Raw genomic sequence first — 17,142 nt, forward strand, 5'->3', positions numbered from 1 at the left:
GGGCACCCCCGGCGCGAATGGTTGTTTCGAGATTAACCGCGCCGCAGGTGCCCCAGTACCCCTATCGCTCACTGCCCGGGCAGGGTCACCGCCTCGATCGGCTTGCGCCGCATGGCGAGCCGCCCGGCGAGCGCGGTGACCGGCCAGACGATCAGGAACACCGCGACCACCACCGCGACGAACACCCAGATCGGCCCCGACGGGATGATCTCGCCGGTCGTGATCGCCATCGGCAGCACCGTGAACAACGAAATGACTATCCCGAGCACCAGCCCGACCACCGCGACGATGCCGCCCTCGATGAACAGCATCCGCCGGACCTGCCGGCGATCGGCGCCGGCGAGCCGCTGCACGCCGAACTCCCGGCGGCGGGCGAGCACGGCCACCGCGAGCGTGTTCACCGCCGCGATCGCCGCGTAGGCGATGGCGAGCACGGCCAGCAGGTAGTTGATCAACGCCTCGACGTCGGCACCCGCCTGGAAGTTCCGCGCCAGCGTCCCGTCGTCGCCGACGGTGGTGCCCGGGAAGCTCCGCAGCTGCTCGCCGAGCGTGGACATCAGGGCGTCCACGTCCTGCCCGGGTGCGGCCTTGACCAGCACCTGGTCCGGCAGCCCGGCGGTGGTGTGCGCCGTGAGGAGGTCGGCGGGCAGCACCATGCTCGGGTAGCTCGACGGGCTGTCGAGCAGCGCGACCACGTTCACCGCCACCGAGGCCCCGTCGCCGAGGCGCATGGTGATCCGGTCGCCGAGCTTGATCTCCAGGTCGTCCGCGACGCCCTCGGGCAGCGCGACCGCGTCGCCGCTGAGGTTCCTGAGCGACCCCTGCGTGACCTCGGTCGCGAGCACCGTGCCGCCCTGGTCCTCGGCGGCGACGCCGAACAGGCGCAGCGGATCGCTGCCGTTGCCGTCGTAGGGCTGCTCGATCCAGCCGCGGCTGGTGACGAGCGGCGACACGGTGCCGACGCCCGGCGTGCTCCGGATCCGCGCCAGCTCGTCCGGTGAGACGCCACCGGTGTTCGTGCTGACGACCGCGTCCGCGACCAGCTGGCCGGCGTACGACGACACCTGGGCCCGCTGCGCGGTGGTCTCCGAATACACGTTGCCGAGCGCGACCGCGGTGGCGAGCGTGATCGGGGTGAGCGCCGCGGCGAACGCCACCGCGCGCGTCCGGGAGTTGATCACGGCCAGGGTGGCGTCCCGGCCCGCGATCCGCTGGATGAGCGGGCCGAAGCGGTCGGCGACGAAGGTCATGATCTCCGGGCCGATCAGCGCCACCGCGATGGCGCCGGTGAGCAGCGCCGGGCCGCCGATCGCCGCGGCCGAGTCGGCCGGCATGAAGACCGTGGTGGCGGCCAGCAGCACGGTCACGGCGGCGAACACCAGTGCGCCCGTGCGGCGCAACGGGTTCACCTTCGCGCTCGGGATCGCGGCCTCGGCCAGCGCCTGGATCGGCCGGGCCCGCGACGCCGCCAGCGCGGCGAACCACGCGGCCGCGAAGGTGATCGCGAGCGTGGCGACGATGCCCGCGCCGAACGCGATGATGTCCTGGGCGAACACCAGGTCCTCCGGCACGATGCCGATCGAGACGCTGGTGGTGAAGATCCGGTCGCCGATCAGGCTGCCGAGCAACGCTCCGCACACCGCGGCGATCGCCCCGACGGCCATGGTCTCGGCGACGACCATCCGGTGCACCTGCTTCGGCGTCGCGCCGGTGGCCCGCAGCAGCGCGATCTCCTGCTGCCGCTGCCGCACGGTCAGGCCGATCGTCGCGGAGACGACCAGCGCCATGACCACCAGCACCATGCCGCCGAACACCGCGGCCAGCAGGATGAGCGGGAGCCGGCTGGAGTCCACGCCGAGGAATTCGGCCGCGCCGCGGTCGTCGCCGGTCAGCACGCTGACGCCGCCGACCTCGCCGGCGATGCGCGCGGCGAGCTCACCCGCGTCCACGCCGTCGGCGGGGAACACGCCGACCAGGTCGACGCGCCCCTGGTGGGTGGCGAACCGCTGCGCGTCGGCGGCCGGGAAGAAGAACGCGGGTGCCCGCACGGCCTGGCCCGGCTCGGCGATCCCGGCGACGGTGAAGGACTGCTGCCGGCCGTCGACCACCAGGTCGACGGTCCCGCCGGCCGCGACCCCGGCCGCGCTCGCCGTGGCCGGGTCGAGCACGACCTGGCCGGGCGCCGTGGGCTGCGCGCCCTGGCGCACGGTGTAGCCGCCGAGGGCGGCGGAGTCCCAGCTGTGTCCGGAAAGCACGGCCGAGCCCTGCGGCGAGCCGTCCCGCAGGAGCACGGCGGGGAACGAGACGTCCGCCACCGCGCGCCCGACGCCCGGGACCGCGGCGATCTTGGCGACCTGGTCGGCGGGCAGCCCGGCACGCTCGGCGTACGGGACGACCTCCGACTCTTCGTCGGGCAGCTTGAACCCCGACGAGCCGCCGACCACGACCGGCGCCGACGCGAGCCGCTGCGGCTTCGCCTGCAGCACGATGGCGGTCTCGAACAGCCCGGCGCACGCGATCAGCAACCCGCAGCCGATGAGGATCGCGACGAAGGACGCGAGCGACGCCGCCACGCGGAACCGCAGGCTGGCCAGGGCCAGGTTGAGCACCACTCGCCGCGAGCTCACCGCTGCCTCCGCGCCTTGGCCTGCGCGCCCAGCTGCGCCAGCATCGAGGCGACGGCCTCCACGCCCGGCGAGGCCAGCTGGGTGACGATCTGGCCGTCCACGAGGAACAGCACGTTGTCCGCGAAGGACGCCGCCACCGGGTCGTGCGTGACCATCACGATGGTCTGCCCCGCGCGCACCAGTTCGCGCATCAGGTTCAGGACCTCGAGCGCGGTGTTCGTGTCGAGCGCGCCGGTCGGTTCGTCGGCGAACACCACCGCGGGCCGGGCCGCGAGCGCGCGGGCGATCGCGACGCGCTGCTGCTGGCCGCCGGAAAGCTCACCGGGGCGGTGCTTCACGCGCTGCGACAGCCCCACGCGCGCGATCACCTCGTTCACCCACGCCCGGTCCGGCTCGCGGCCGGCCAGCAGCGTCGGCAGGGTGACGTTCTGCTCGACGTTCAGCGCGGGCATGAGGTTGAACGACTGGAAGACGAAGGCGACGTGCTGACGGCGCAGCACCGTCAGCTGGGTTTCGCTCTTGCCCTTCAGGTCGGCACCGGCCAGCCGGACGCTGCCGGAGGTCGGCTTGTCCAGGCCCGCCGCGCAGTGCAGCAGCGTGCTCTTGCCGGAGCCCGACGGGCCCATCACCGCGGTGAAGGAGCCGGCGGGGAAGCTGACGGACACCCCGGCAAGCGCTTCCACCGCGCTGTCACCGGAGCCGTAGGTCTTGTGCACCGAGTCCAGCTGGACCGGTGACTCGACGGAAGTCATGGCGGACACGTCGTTCACTCCGATCCTTCCCGGGGGCGGCGGGCCGGGTCGAGGTACCACCAGAGCAGCAGCACGACCCCGCCGATGCCGATCGTCCACAGCCAGAACGGCGCCTTGAAGCTCATCGTGATCAGGCACATGAGCAGCCAGATCACGAACTGGGCGCCGCCGACGATCGCCCACACGACCGTGACGATCCAGCGGGTGAGCCCACCTTTGGACCGGGCTTCGTCGATACTCTCCGGCATGGAGTCCCCCATATCGGGTTTGCAAGATAACTGTGTATGGCTTACACAGTTTAGCAGCGGGCGGCGCTCCGGACCACCCCGGCCCTACCCGCCCGCCCCGGACACCGCGCGCAGGCGGCGGTCCCACTCGCGCGCGGCCCACACACCACCCGCCAGCGCCCCGCCGCCGAACAGCACCCAGAGCAGCCACGGGTCCCATTCCCCGCTGATCACGCCGACCATCAGCCAGATGACGACGTGGACGACGCTGACGAGCAGCCACAGCGCGACCGCGACCCGCGGCGCCGCCTCGAGCGCCGGCGGGATGACGTCCCCTACCCGGCCGGCGACCGCGACGCGCAGCGCGGCCTGCGTGGTCGCGGTCTGCACCAGCGCCAGCCGCCGGGCGGCCTCGGTGACGTCGTATTCGCCCTCCGAACGGGCGTGCTCGATCTCGGTGGCCGCCAGCTTCCGGTCCAGCTCGGTGACGCGGCCCGCGAAGCGGTGGGTCGCGGTCACGACAGCGGACCTTCGGTCAGGACGCGTTCCCGTGCAGGCTTGGATGCCGCCACGACCATTCCCGTAGCCTCTCAGCTTGATTAGTGTAGGGCTTGCACAGTTTACTCGAAGGACACCGCGGAGCGAAAGATGACCACCGAGCCCGATCGTGCCGACCTCCGGCAGCTGCCCCCCGGGCTGACGCCCGCCTGGGGCGCCGCGCCGCGCCCCCGCCGTGGCCCCAAGCCCTCCCACAACGTGGCACAGATCGTCGCCGCCGCCGTCGAGCTCGCCGACGCCGACGGGCTGGCCGGCGCGTCGCTGCCCAACATCGCCGCCTCGCTCGGGCTGACCACCAACGCGCTGTACCGCTACCTCGGCTCGAAGGACGAACTGCTGGTGCTCCTGGCGGACGCCGGCTTCGGGCCGCCCCCGGAGCTGCCGGCCGGCCTCGGGTGGCGGGCCACCGCGCGAGCCTGGACCCACGCCGCGCTGGAGCGCTACCGCGCCCGCTCGTGGCTGCTGGACGTCCCGGCCCGCGGTGACGCCGTGACCCCGCACCTGCTGGGCTGGACGGAGCTGCTGCTGGCGGCGCTGTCCGCCGCCGGTCTGTCCGATGTGGACGCTCTCGGCTGCGCGCGGCTGGTGGCCGACTTCGCCCGCGGCACGGCCGAACGCCGGCGCGCCCTCGCCGACCCGGACTCGGCCAGTTTCCCCGACCACGCCGACGGTGTCCGCGAATTCCTGCGGCCCCTGCTCGCCGACCGCGGCTACCCCCGCGTGGCCGCCCTCGCGGCCGGGCGGCAGTACCCGGCGGCCGCGGACGTCGACTTCGGCCTGGACCGCGTCCTCGACGGCATCGCCGCCTTCCTCGAAGGGTCTCGTTCCGGGCATTGACCGCCCCTCGCCGTGGTGCCGCGAATGGTTCCGGCGCCGGCCGGGAGCCCCGGCAAAGTCGCGCAGCCAAGCCGGCCGTCACCGGTGACCGGCCGCCCCGAGCCGGTCATGCCACCCCGGACTTTGCCGGAACCCTGCCGGGGGACGGCGGAATCCGCGCGGGTCCCCGCCGCGATCGGTTCCGACAATACGAGCGCGCGCCGGGCGCACCCACCCCTAACGGCCCCGCGACCACGCCCTGATCCCGCCCCTACGCCGCGTGGCGCGCGGCGGCCAAGGTCCGCTTTAGACGGTCTTTAGGGGTTGTCGGTCCTCGTCGGTGGATGACAGATTTTCGGCACGTCCGAAAATCTGTTCACCTCCGTTATGCCGTGCTCGCCACTGTGTCGGCGATGGCCGGTACGGGAATGGCTCGCCCATTGGACTGAGACTGGGGATCGGTATGCACAGGAAGATACGCAAGCTCCTGGTCGTGGGAGCGCACGGCGACGACGAGACGCTCGGCGCGGGCGCCACGATCGCGCGGCTCGCCGACGAAGGCGTGACGATTTCGCTCTGCATCCTGACCAACGACGACGGCTCGCGGTCACCGACCGGCACCGGCGTCGTCAACCGCACCACCGCGATCGAACTGGCCGCGAAAACACTGGGCATCGAACGCGTGCGCATCAACGAATTCGGGGACAACCGGCTCGACACCGTCAGCCACCTCGAGCTCAACCGCGTGGTGGAGAACGAAGTCCGCGACTTCGAACCCGACACGATCTTCACCACGAGCATGTGCGACCTGAGCACCGACCACGCACTGGTCAGCCGCGCCGCGCGGGTGGCGGGCCGGCCGGGCAAGGGCAGCGTGCAGGAGGTCCGGACGTTCGAGATCCGCTCCGCCACCGACGTCGGCGAGGCGTCCGGGCTGCCGGTCACCTTCCGCCCGAACTGCTGGCAGCGCCTCGAGGAATCGCACGTCGACCGCAAGATCGAGGCCCTGCGCGCGTACGGCAAGGAACTCGAGCCGTGGCCGCACCCCCGCAGCGAGCGGGGTGTCCGCGCGCTGGCCGAGTACCGCGGTTCGCAAATCTCCGCCGGCCTCGCCGAAGCCTTCGAAATCGTCCGGGTCGTGCACTGATTTCGTCCCGCCCACATTCCACCGTGCAAGAGACGGGTGAACCGCAATGACGAGTACTGTCGCTGAATTCGAAGCCATCGCCGAGCTGAACCAACTGACCTCGGTCGCGGTGATCGGGATGGGGTACGTCGGCCTCCCGACCGCGCTCGGCCTGCACGAGAGCGGCGTCGAGGTGATCGGCATCGACCTCTCGCAGAACCGCCTCGACGCGATCCGCTCCGGCGAGGTCGACCTGATCGAGGCCGACCACCGCCGGCTGGAGAAGGCCGTGCACCAGGAGGACTTCCGGCTCACCGCCGACTCGGCGCGGATGGCCGAGGCCGACGCGGTGCTGGTGTGCGTCCCGACCGGGCTCGACGAGTACCTGATGCCCGACCTCGGCCCGCTGGAGAGCGCCTGCGCGGCGCTCGTCCGGCACGCCCGGGCCGGCCAGACGCTGATCCTCACCTCCACCAGCTACGTCGGCACGTCCGGGCGGCTGCTGGTGAAGCCGTTGACCGCCCGGGGTTTCCGGGTCGGGCGCGACATCTTCATCGCCTCCAGCCCCGAGCGCATCGACCCCGGCAACGTGACGCACACGCAGCAGGAGACCCCGCGCGTGCTGGGCGGCGTGACGCCGACGTGCACCGCGATGGCGCAGCGCGTGATCAACCTCCTGACCCCGGCCGTGCACTGCGTCAGCTCGGCCGAGGCCGCCGAGCTGACCAAGCTGTACGAGAACACCTTCCGCGCGGTGAACATCGCGCTGGCCAACGAGTTCGCGGAGATCAGCGACGGCTTCGCGATCGACCCGATCGAGGTGATCGACGCGGCGGCGAGCAAGCCGTACGGCTTCATGGCGTTCCACCCCGGCCCCGGTGTCGGCGGCCACTGCATCCCGTGCGACCCGCACTACCTGCTCTGGCAGCTGCGGGCGACGCAGCACAACGCACCGCTCGTCACCCAGGCCATGCACGCCATCGCCGAACGACCCAAGCAGGTCGTCGACCGCGTGGTCAGCACGTTGTCCCACCACGGGAAGGGCCTGGCCGGCACCCGCGTGCTGGTCGTCGGCGTGACGTACAAGCCCGGCGTCCAGGACGTCCGCTCGTCGTCCGCGCTGGACATCATCGACCTGCTGGCGGCGAAGGGCGCGAAGGTCGGCTACCACGACCCGCTGGTGCCGACGATCCGCGTCACCGGGGGTCAGCTGGACAACGTCGTCGAGCCGGAGGGCGGCGACTGGGACGTCGCGCTGATCCACACCGTCCAGCCCGGCCACGGCTACGACTGGCTCGGCGACTGCCCGGTCGTCATCGACGCCACCTACCGCTTCGACCCTTCGCTCTTCGCGAACTGAGAGGACTTCCGACGTGCGTTACCTCATCACCGGCGGCGCCGGCTTCATCGGCTCCCACCTGACCGAATACCTCCTGGACCGCGGCGACGAGGTCGTCGCGCTCGACAACCTCAGCACCGGCACGCTCGACAACCTCGCCGGCTTCCGGGACAACCCGGGCTTCCGCTTCGTGCGCGGCTCGGTCACCGACCCGTCGGCCGTCGAGGCGTGCATGGCCGGGATCGACGCGATCTTCCACCTCGCGGCGGCGGTCGGCGTCTTCACCATCCTCGACAAGACGATGGAGAGCCTGCGCACCAACCTGCACGGCACCGAGACGATGCTGGACGCGGCCCTGCAGCACGACGTGCCGATCCTGGTCGCGTCCACGAGCGAGATCTACGGCAAGAACACCGCCGACGGCCTCACCGAGGACGCCGACCGGATCATCGGCTCGCCGCTGAAGAACCGCTGGTCCTACGCCGAGGCCAAGGCGCTGGACGAGACGTTCGCGTACCTGTACGCGGTGGAGCACGGCCTGCGCACGGTGATCGTCCGGCCGTTCAACACGGTCGGCCCCCGCCAGACGGGCCGCTACGGCATGGTCATCCCCCGGTTCGTGAAGCAGGCCCTGGCCGGCGAGCCGATCACGGTGTTCGGCGACGGCCAGCAGACGCGCTGCTTCTGCCACGTCCTCGACGTGGTGCCGGCGCTGGTGGCCCTGCTGCACGACGAAACGGCGTACGGCAAGGTGTTCAACCTCGGCAGCAACGAGCAGACGACGATTTCGCAGCTGGCGGAGCGCGTGATCACGGCGACGGGCTCGTCGAGCACGATCGCGAAGGTTCCGTACGAGGAGGCTTACGGCGACGGGTACGAGGACATGCAGCGCCGGATCCCGGACTGCACCCGCGCCAACCAGCAGATCGGTTTCGCCCCCACGCGGACCTTGGACGACATCATCACCGCGGTCGTCGCGGACCGTCGGGGGTCTTGAGTTCCGCCCATGGCCCGGGCAGGTGACCTGCCCGGGCCGTGGGGTTTCTTTCCGGCGCTGCATCCCTTCGGGGTGCAGCGCCTTTTCGCGTTGCGGGGTAGCCGGGGGCCGAGTTCCGTAGCCGGCCACCCGAAAGGTCATGAACGACTCGTTCAGCGCGTCGGACGCGATGAACGACCCGTTCATGACATCCGTCAGCGGCCACCGGTCACCGGCCCATCCACGCGTTGCCTGCGCACGGAAACGGCGGAGGTGCCCTGGGCACCTCCGCCGTCCGCGTCCGCGACTACCGCGAACCGAGCCACTCCTCGACCGCCTGCGCGGTCGTCACCGAGCTGCCCTCGACCAGACTGAAGTGGTCACCCGGGACCACCGCGGTCTCGTCCGCCAGACTCCACGCCGTCCGCCACGCCTCCGAGTCCCCGCTGCCGGCTTCGCCCGCGTCGAACCGGTCCTGCGGGCGCACCAGCAGGCTCGGGGCCGCGATCTCCGGCAGGGTGACCTCGGGGAGGACCTCCAGGTACCGGGCGAGCGCGGTCAGCTTGGTCCGGTCGTACGGCCCGTACTTGTCCTCGTTTTCGAGCAGCCCCGAAACCAGGCCGAGCGTGGCCTGGTCGCGCTCCTCCTGGTCGTCGCGCTCCATGTCCTCGCCGCCGGCCGCGTACGTGTCCAGCAGGACGACCGCGGCGGGACCGGTGCCCGACTCCGCCAGCCGGCCCGCGACGGCGTGCGCGAAGATGCCCGCAGACGAGTACCCCAGCAGCGCGAACGGCTCGTCGCCCACGGCCTTGCGGACGCTCTCGGTGAGCACGTCCAGGATGGCCTCAGCCGACTCCGGCAGCAGCTCACCCGCCAGGAACCCCGGCATCGGCAGCGCCGACAGCGTGCGCACGCCGCGGAAGTGCGAAGCGAACCGCGCGTACTGGTACGCGCCGCCCATCGCCGCCGGAGTGGACAGGCACAGCAGGTGCGGCCCGCGCGGGCCCTCGGCCATCCGGACCGGCGCCGGGAGCTGGTCGATGTCGGCCGCCGACCGGAACGCCGGCCGCAACCTCGCCGCCGCGCTCAGCAGGCCGAGCCCGGCCTCCGTCTGTCCTACCCGGACGGCGTCGGTGAACATCTGCTTCAGCCCGTCGGAAGCCGAATCGGCTGCCGCGCCCGCACCGTCCATTTCGGACAGCAGGTGCGCGGTCAGCGCCACCGGGTTCTGGTGGTCGAAGATGACCGTCTGGGACACGCTCAGGCCGGTGGCCGCGTTGAGGCCGTTGCGCAGGCCCACCGCGGTCACCGAGTCGAAGCCCGATTCGAGGAAGTGCCGGTTCGGGTCGACCGCGTCGGCGTCCGCGTAACCGAGTACGGCCGCGGTGTGGTCGAGCACGACCTGCAGGAGGATCTTCTCCCGCTGGGCCTGGGTCTGCCCGGCCAGCCGCTTGCGCAGCACGTCCGGGTCGGCCGCGACGGCGGTGCTCGCCGTGCGGCGCACCGAGACCGGTCCGGCCTTGCCGGATTTCACCGGCGCGGCCACGGTTTCCCGCACCTCGGCGACGGGCCGCACCGTCACGGCGTCGATCGACGCCACCGGCTGGCCGGCCTGGTCGGCCAGCGTCACCGCGACCGCGTCTTCGCCGGCCGGGGTCAGCCGCACGCGCAGCTTCGACGCCGCGGTGGCGTGCAGTTCGACGCCCGCCCAGGCGACCGCGAGGCCCGGCTCCGCGCCGGGACGCAGGCCGGCCGCCTGGACCGCGGCGTCCAGCGCGGCCGGGTGCAGGCCGAACCGGTCGGCCTGCGGGCTCGTCTCCGGCTCGAGGCTCACCTCGGCGAACACCTCGTCACCCCGGCGCCAGCCCGCGCGCAGGCCCCGGAACGCCGGGCCGGAGCCGAGCCCGCCGCCGGCCAGTGCGTCGTACCGGCCGTGCACCGGCACCGGCTCGGCCCCGGCGGGCGGCCACTCCTCGAGGCCCTCCGGCTTGACCTGCCCGCCGGCCAGCAGGCCGGTCGCGTGCCGGGTCCACCCGGCGGTCGGGTCGTCCGGGCGCGAGTACACCGTCAGCGACCGAGCGTCGGCTTCGTCCCGCGCGCCGACGACGGCCTGCACCTGCACCTTCCCGCGCTCCGGGAGCACGAGCGGCGTGTGCACGGTCAGCTCCTCGATCCTCGAGCAGCCCGCTTCGTCGCCGGCGCGGATGGCGATCTCGACGAACGCCGCGCCGGGCAGCACGATCTCGCCGCCCACGGTGTGCTCGGCCAGCCAGGGGTGGGTTCCGGCGGCGAGCCGGCCGCTGAGCACGATGCCGTCCGAGTCCGCCAGCCACATCGCCGCGCCGACGAGCGGGTGCCCGGTCGGCTCGAGCCCGGTGGTGGCCAGGTCGCCGCTCGCCCGGATCGCCTCCATGTCGACGTCCGTCCAGAACCGCTTGCGGTGGAACGCGTACGGCGGCACCGGCACCCGCCGGACCTCCCGGCCGGCGAACAGCCGCGTGCCGTCGAGGGCCAGACCGTCCACGTGCAGCTGTCCGGCCGCGCGCAGCACCGCGGTCGTCTCGGCGAGCTCGCCGGGCAGCACGGGCAGTTCGGTGACGTCCTCGGCCGGCCCGGCCAGGCACGGCCGCACGTCCCGCGCGAGCTCACCGCCGGGGCCGAGGTCCACGAACCGGTTCACCCCCGCCGCCTCCAGGCTGCGGACGGCGTCGAGGAGGCGGACCGGCTGCCGCAGGGTGGCGACCCAGTGCGCGGGCTCGGACAGCTCGTCCCCGACCGGGGCGCCGGTGACGGTGGAGACCACCGGAACGCGCGGGGTGCCGTACGACAGCTCCCCGGCGATCTCGGCCAGCTCCTCCAGGACCTCGTCCATCCGCGGCGAGTGCGCGGCCTGCGGCACCGGCAGCCGCCGGGTCTCGCGGCCGCGTTCTTCCCAGTGGGCGGCGATCTCGAGCACCGCTTCCTCGTCGCCGGAGACCACGACGGACGCCGGTCCGGCGACCTCGGCGATCGCGACCCGGCCGGTCAGCAGCGGGCGGACTTCCTCCTCGCTCGCCGCGATCGCGACCATCGCGCCGCCGGTCATCTCCTCCAGCAGCTGCGCGCGAGTGGCGACCAGCTTGACCGCGTCGGGCAGCGACAGCACGCCGGCGACGTGCGCGGCGGCCACCTCACCGCCGGAGCGGCCGAGCACGTAGTCGGGCCGCTGGCCCCAGAACTCGAGCAGCCGGAACAGCGCGACCTGCACGGTGAACAGCGCCGCGTGCGCGAACGACGTCCGCGCGAGCAGCTGCGCCTCGACCGAGCCCTCCTCGGCGAACAGCACGGCCGGCAGCGGCCGGTCCAGGTACGTCCCGAACTTCTCGCTGACGTCGATGAATTCCCGGGCGAACGCGGGGAAGGCCGCGCAGAGGTCCTTGCCGCTGCCGGGCCGGACCGTGGCGTGGCCGGCGAACAGGAACGCCGTCTTCGCGCCCGCCCGGACGCTGCCGCGCAGCACCGCTGCGGCGGGCTCGTTCGCGGCCAGCGCAGCTAGCCCCGCGAGCAGCTCGTCACGGGTCTCCCCGACGACGGCCGCGCGGTGCGGGGCCGGGGCCCGGAAGGTGGCCAGCGAGTAGGCGAGGTCCGGCAGGGCGGGTTCGTCGGTCAGCCGGGACAGCAACCGCTCTGCCTGCAGCGGCAGGGCTTCCTTGCTGCGCGCGGACAACAGCAGCGGCAGCGGCCCGTGCGGCCCGGGCACCACGGGCTCGTCCTGCTCGCGCACGGGCGCCTGCTCGATGATCACGTGCGCGTTGGTCCCGCTGTAGCCGAACGAGGAGACGCCGGCGCGACGCGGACGTCCGGCGTCCGGCCACGGGATGGTCTCCGCCAGCAGCCTGACCCGCCCGGCCGACCAGTCGACCTGCTCGGTCGGGTCGTCCGCGTACCGGGTCATCGGCAGCTGCTCGTGCCGCAGCGCCATCACCATCTTGATGACGCCGGCGACGCCGGAAGCGGCCTGGCTGTGGCCGATGTTCGACTTGACCGAGCCCAGCCACAGCGGGCTGTCCGCCGGCCGGTCCTGGCCGTAGACGGACAGCAGGGCGCGTGCCTCGATCGGGTCGCCCAGGGTCGAGCCGGTCGCGGACGCCTCCACGACGTCCACATCGGACGGTTTGAGGCCGCCGAGCGCGAGGGCCTTGCGGATCACGCGTTCCTGCGACGAGCCGCTCGGCGCGGTGAGCCCGTTGGACGCGCCGTCCTGGCCCACCGCGCTCGACCGGATCACCGCGAGGACCTCGCGGCCGTCGCGCAGGGCGTCGGACAGCCGCGCGACCACGAGGACACCGACGCCTTCGGACCAGCCGATGCCGTCCGCGGCCGCGGAGAACGACTTGGACCGGCCGTCGGCGGCGGTGCCGCCGGCGTCGAAGTGGGCGAACGGGCTCGGCGAGGTGAGCGCCGAAACCCCGCCGATCAGCGCGAGCGAGCAGTCACCCTGGTTCAGCGCCTGGCTCGCGGAGTGCAGGGCCACCAGCGACGACGAGCAGGCCGTGTCGATCGAGACCGACGGGCCCTCCAGGCCGAGCGCGTAGGACACGCGGCCGGACACCACGCTGCCGAGCACGCCGGTGCTGCGGAACAGGCCGTTGGTCTCCAGGTCTCCGCCCGGCCCGGGGTCGTAGTCCGACTTCATGACTCCGGCGAACACGCCGGTGTCGCTGCCCTTGAGCGAAGCCGGGTCGATCCCGGCGCGTTCCAGGGCCTCCCAGCAGGTCTCCATCAGCATCCGCTGCTGCGGCTCGATCATCGGCGCCTCGTTGGGGCCGATCCCGAAGAAGGCCGCGTCGAAGTCGGTGATGTCGTGCACGAACCCGCCCTGCGGCACCCGCCCGCTCGCCTCGACCAGGCCGAGCCAGTAGTCCATGTCCCAGGACCGGTTGGCGGGGAAGGGCGAGATGCCGTCACCGCCGGTGGACGCGAGCTCCCACAGTTGTTCCGGGGTAGCGACCTCGCCGGGGTACCGGCAGGCCATCCCGATGATCGCGATCGGCTCGTCCCCGACCACGGTGGTCAGCGTGACCGGCTCGGGTTTGCCGCCCAGCTCGCCGAGCAGCGACTGGTAGAGGTGCTCGGCCAGCTCCGCCGCGGTCGGGAAGTCGAACACGAGGGTGGGCGGCAGCGGCAGGCCGGTGGCCGCGCCGAGCTGGTTGCGCAGTTCGACGGCCAGCAGCGAGGTGAAGCCGAGGTCGTTGAACGCGCGGTCGACGTCGATGAGGTCCGCGGAGTCCTGGTCGAGCACCGTGGCGATGTTGGCGAGGACGACCCCGCGCACGGCCTTGAGCCGTTCGGTGGCGGGCAGCGCGAGCAGTTTGCCCCGCAGGGAGTCCGGGTCGGCCTCGGCGCCGGCCTGCGCGGCGGCCTCCGGTGCGCTGGCGGCCCGCCGCGCGGCCGGTTCCGGCGCTCGTCGAGGTTCGCGCCGCGGCGCGGCGGCGCCGCGGACGGCGGCCAGCTGCTCCTCGGAGATCTGCCGCAGCGTCAGCGAGGCGACCGAAGCGACCGGTTTCCCCGCCACGTCGGCGAGTTCGAGGGTGACGGTGTCCGATTCCGTGCGGCGCAACCGCACCCGCGCCGCCGCGGCCCCCGAGGCGTACAGCTCGACACCGGACCAGGCGTACGGGAACGAGACGCCTTCCCCGTCGCCCGCGAGCCCGATCGCGTGCAGGGCCGCGTCGAGCACGGCGGGGTGCAGCCCGAAGCCGGCCGCGTCCCGGCGGGCCCGTTCGGGCAGGCTCACCTCGGCGAAGATCTCGTCCGCACCGCGCCACGCGGCCCGCAGGCCGCGGAACACCGGCCCGTAGTCCAGGCCGCGCCCGGCCATTTCCTCGTACAGGTCCGCGAGGTCCAGCTCTTCGGCTCCGGCGGGCGGCCAGGAGGACTGCGCGGACGACGCCGCGCCGGTCGCGGCGACCAGCACACCGCTCGCGTGCCGGGTCCACGTCCCTTCGCCGGTCAGGTCGTCGGTGCGCGAGCTGACCGCGAACGAGCGCGCGCCGGACGCGTCCGGCGCGTCGACGCTCACCTGGAGCCGGACGCCACCCTCCGCGGGCGTCGCCAGCGGTGCCTGCAGGGTCAGCTCCTTCAGCCGGGAGCAGTCCACCCGGTCCCCCGCCCGGATCGCCAGTTCGACGAAACCCGTGCCGGGGAACAGGACCGAGCCGCCCACGGCGTGGTCGGCCAGCCACGGGTGGGTGCCGACGGAAACGCGTCCGGACAGCACGACACCCTCGGAGTCCGCGAGCACGGTGGCCGCACCCAGCAGCGGGTGGTCCACCGGTTCCAGGCCGAGGGAAACCGGGTCGCCGTAGATCTTGGCCGACCGCAGCCAGTACCGCTGCCGCTGGAAGGCGTACGTGGGCAGGTCGGCCGCGTGCGCGCCGCGGCCGGAGAAGAAGGCCTGCCAGTCCGGTGAGACGCCGTGCGCGTGCAGCTCGCCGACCACGGTGGTCACGGCTTCCGCGCTCGAGGCGGACACGACGAGGGCGTCGCCGGTCAGGCTTTCCCGCGCGCCGGCCGGCCCGAACTCGACGAACCGGTTCACGCCCTGGGCTTCCAGGTGCCGGATCCCGTCCGCGAACCGGGTCTTGGTGCCGAGCCGCCGGACCCAGTACGCCGGCGAGCACAGCTCTTCTTCGGTCGCCAGTTCCGTGCCGCCGCCCGGCAGCACCGGGATGTCCGGCTCCGCGTAGCTCACCGCCTCGGCGGCTTTCCGGAGCGCGTCGGGCTCGTCGGCCGTGGCCAGCGCGGCCGCGTCCGCCAGCGACAGCACGCCGGAGACGTGCGCGGCGCTCAGCTCGCCGATCCCTTGGCCGGTGACGAAGTCCGGGGTGATCCCCCACGACTCCAGCAGCCGGAACAACGCGACCTCGACGGCGAACGCGGTGCCGTTCTCACCCACCTTCGCGCGAGCTTCTTCGTAGGCCGTGGCGAACGCGGGGAACGCGGCGCTCAGCTCCTGCCCGAGACCGCCGGACGCGGTGCCGGAGAACAGGAACGCCGTCGACGTCTCACCGCGGGCCACCCCCTGCACGACACCGGCGGCGGACTCGCCCTCGGCGACGGCGGCCAGGCCGCGCAGCAGGTCCTCGCGACCGGTCCCGGTGACCACGGCCCGGTGCGGGAACGCCGACCGGCCGGTGGCGAGGGAGTAGCCGATGTCGAGCGGCTCGAGGCCGGGGTTGCCGCGGACGTGCTCCAGCAGCCGCGCGGCCTGCGCCCGCAGCGATTCGGGGTCGCGGCCGGACAGCACCCACGGGATCGCGCCGCCCGCGGGGGTTTCCCGCTCCGGGGACTCGTCCGCGGGTGCCTCCTCCAGGATGATGTGCGCGTTGGTGCCGCTCATGCCGAAGCCCGACACCGCGGCCAGGCGAGGCCGCTCGTCACGCGGCCAGTCCGCCGGCTCGGTGAGCAGCTCGACGCCGCCGGAAGCCCAGTCGACCCGGTGGTTCGGCTCGTCCACGTGCAGCGTCTTGGGCAGGAGGTCGTTGCGCAGCGCGAGCACGACCTTGAGCAGCGAGGCGACCCCGGCCGCGGCCTGGGTGTGCCCGAGGTTCGACTTGACGGAGCCGAGCCGCAGCGGCCGGCCGTCCGGCCGTTCCCGGCCGTAGGTGGCCAGCAGTGCCTGCGCCTCGACCGAATCGCCGAGCGGGGTCGCCGTGCCGTGCGCCTCGACGAGGTCGACCTGGTCGCTCGACACCTGCGCGTTCGCCAGCGCCTGGCGGATCACCCGCTGCTGGGCGGGCCCCCGCGGCGACATCATCCCGTTCGAGGCGCCGTTCTGGTTGACCGCGCTGCCGCGGACGACCGCGAACACCGGGTGGCCGTTGCGGCGCGCGTCGGAAAGCCGTTCCAGCAGGAGCATCCCGGCGCCTTCGGACCAGCCGATGCCGTCCGCGGACTCGGCGAACGACCGGCACCGGCCGTCGACCGACAGCGTGTCGTCGACGCTGAACTCGGCGAAGGTCTGCGGCGAAGCCATCACCGTGACCCCGCCGGACAGCGCGAGCGAGCACTCGCCCTGGCGCAGGGCCTGCACCGCCATGTGCAGGGTCACCAGCGAGGACGAGCACGCGGTGTCCACGGTCACCGTGGGCCCTTCGAGGCCGAACGCGTACGCGAGCCGGCCGGACACCACCGCGGAGGAACCGTAGTGGCCCGGGTAGTTGTGGTACATCACGCCGGTGAACACCCCGACCGGGCTGCCCTTCACCGACGCCGGCGGGATCCCGGCCCGTTCGAACGACTCCCAGGTGGTCTCCAGCAGCAGCCGCTGCTGCGGGTCCATCGTGATCGCCTCGCGCTCGCCGAACCCGAAGAACCCGGCGTCGAACTCGGGGGCGTCGTACAGGAACCCGCCGTGCTTGGTGCGGCTGGCGCCCGGGCGCTCGCCGGTCGGGTCGTAGAGGCGTTCGGTGTCCCAGCCGCGGTCGGCGGGGAACTCGCCGACGACGTCGGCGCCGTCGGCCAGCAGCCGCCACAGGTCCTCCGGCGTGCTCACCCCGCCCGGGAACCGGCAGGCCATGCCGACGATCGCGATCGGCTCGTGGCCGGCCCCGCTGAGCTTCTTGTTCTGCGCGCGAAGACGCTCGGTCTCCTTCAGGGACGCACGGAGGGCGTGAACCAGCTTGTCGTCGGACTTGTTCATTCAGACCTTCTCCTGAGTCGCGTGGTCCCGGTGAACGG

Annotated in this window: 8 protein-coding genes and 1 pseudogene; 4 read left to right on the forward strand and 5 right to left on the reverse strand. The window is 72.9% G+C overall.

The window, feature by feature from the left end:
* Positions 1-68: 68 nt before the first annotated feature.
* The 4 genes from BLV96_RS38010 to BLV96_RS38025 form a co-directional block, all read right to left on the reverse strand.
* Entirely contained in the window at positions 69-2,627 is a 2,559-nt protein-coding gene (locus tag BLV96_RS38010) for an ABC transporter permease (protein ID WP_086676351.1), read from the reverse strand.
* Positions 2,624-3,379, reverse strand: a complete 756-nt coding sequence (locus tag BLV96_RS38015; RefSeq protein ID WP_091390204.1) for an ABC transporter ATP-binding protein — start codon at positions 3,377-3,379, stop codon at positions 2,624-2,626. The genes BLV96_RS38010 and BLV96_RS38015 overlap by 4 nt, the downstream gene beginning before the upstream one ends.
* 14 nt (positions 3,380-3,393) lie before the next feature.
* Positions 3,394-3,627 carry a hypothetical protein gene (locus tag BLV96_RS38020; RefSeq protein WP_086676353.1) on the reverse strand — a complete coding sequence of 78 codons (234 nt, stop codon included), beginning with the start codon at positions 3,625-3,627 and terminating at the stop codon, positions 3,394-3,396.
* Positions 3,628-3,711: 84 nt separating this feature from the next.
* Complete coding sequence (locus tag BLV96_RS38025) at positions 3,712-4,125, reverse strand: DUF1707 domain-containing protein (protein WP_091390120.1); 414 nt, start codon at positions 4,123-4,125, stop codon at positions 3,712-3,714.
* 129 nt (positions 4,126-4,254) lie between these two features.
* Between BLV96_RS38025 and BLV96_RS38030 the strand changes: the two genes are divergently transcribed.
* From BLV96_RS38030 to BLV96_RS38045, 4 genes are all read left to right on the forward strand, one after another.
* Positions 4,255-5,001 carry a helix-turn-helix domain-containing protein gene (locus tag BLV96_RS38030; RefSeq protein WP_086685049.1) on the forward strand — a complete coding sequence of 249 codons (747 nt, stop codon included), beginning with the start codon at positions 4,255-4,257 and terminating at the stop codon, positions 4,999-5,001.
* Between the two features lie 442 nt (positions 5,002-5,443).
* Complete coding sequence (locus BLV96_RS38035; RefSeq protein WP_086685046.1) at positions 5,444-6,127, forward strand: PIG-L deacetylase family protein; 684 nt, start codon at positions 5,444-5,446, stop codon at positions 6,125-6,127.
* A 46-nt stretch (positions 6,128-6,173) separates the two neighbouring features.
* A complete protein-coding gene (locus BLV96_RS38040) occupies positions 6,174-7,466 on the forward strand; it encodes a nucleotide sugar dehydrogenase (RefSeq protein WP_086685043.1) in 1,293 nt (430 codons plus the stop codon).
* A gap of 13 nt (positions 7,467-7,479) precedes the next feature.
* Positions 7,480-8,442, forward strand: a complete 963-nt coding sequence (locus BLV96_RS38045; protein ID WP_086685039.1) for an NAD-dependent epimerase/dehydratase family protein — start codon at positions 7,480-7,482, stop codon at positions 8,440-8,442.
* Positions 8,443-8,728: 286 nt separating this feature from the next.
* Here the strand turns inward: BLV96_RS38045 and BLV96_RS38050 are convergent.
* A pseudogene (locus BLV96_RS38050) lies at positions 8,729-17,083 on the reverse strand (beta-ketoacyl synthase N-terminal-like domain-containing protein); the annotation flags it as partial.
* Positions 17,084-17,142: the final 59 nt, after the last annotated feature.

The sequence above is a fragment of the Amycolatopsis pretoriensis genome, assembly GCF_900107925.1.
GTDB lineage: Bacteria > Actinomycetota > Actinomycetes > Mycobacteriales > Pseudonocardiaceae > Amycolatopsis > Amycolatopsis pretoriensis.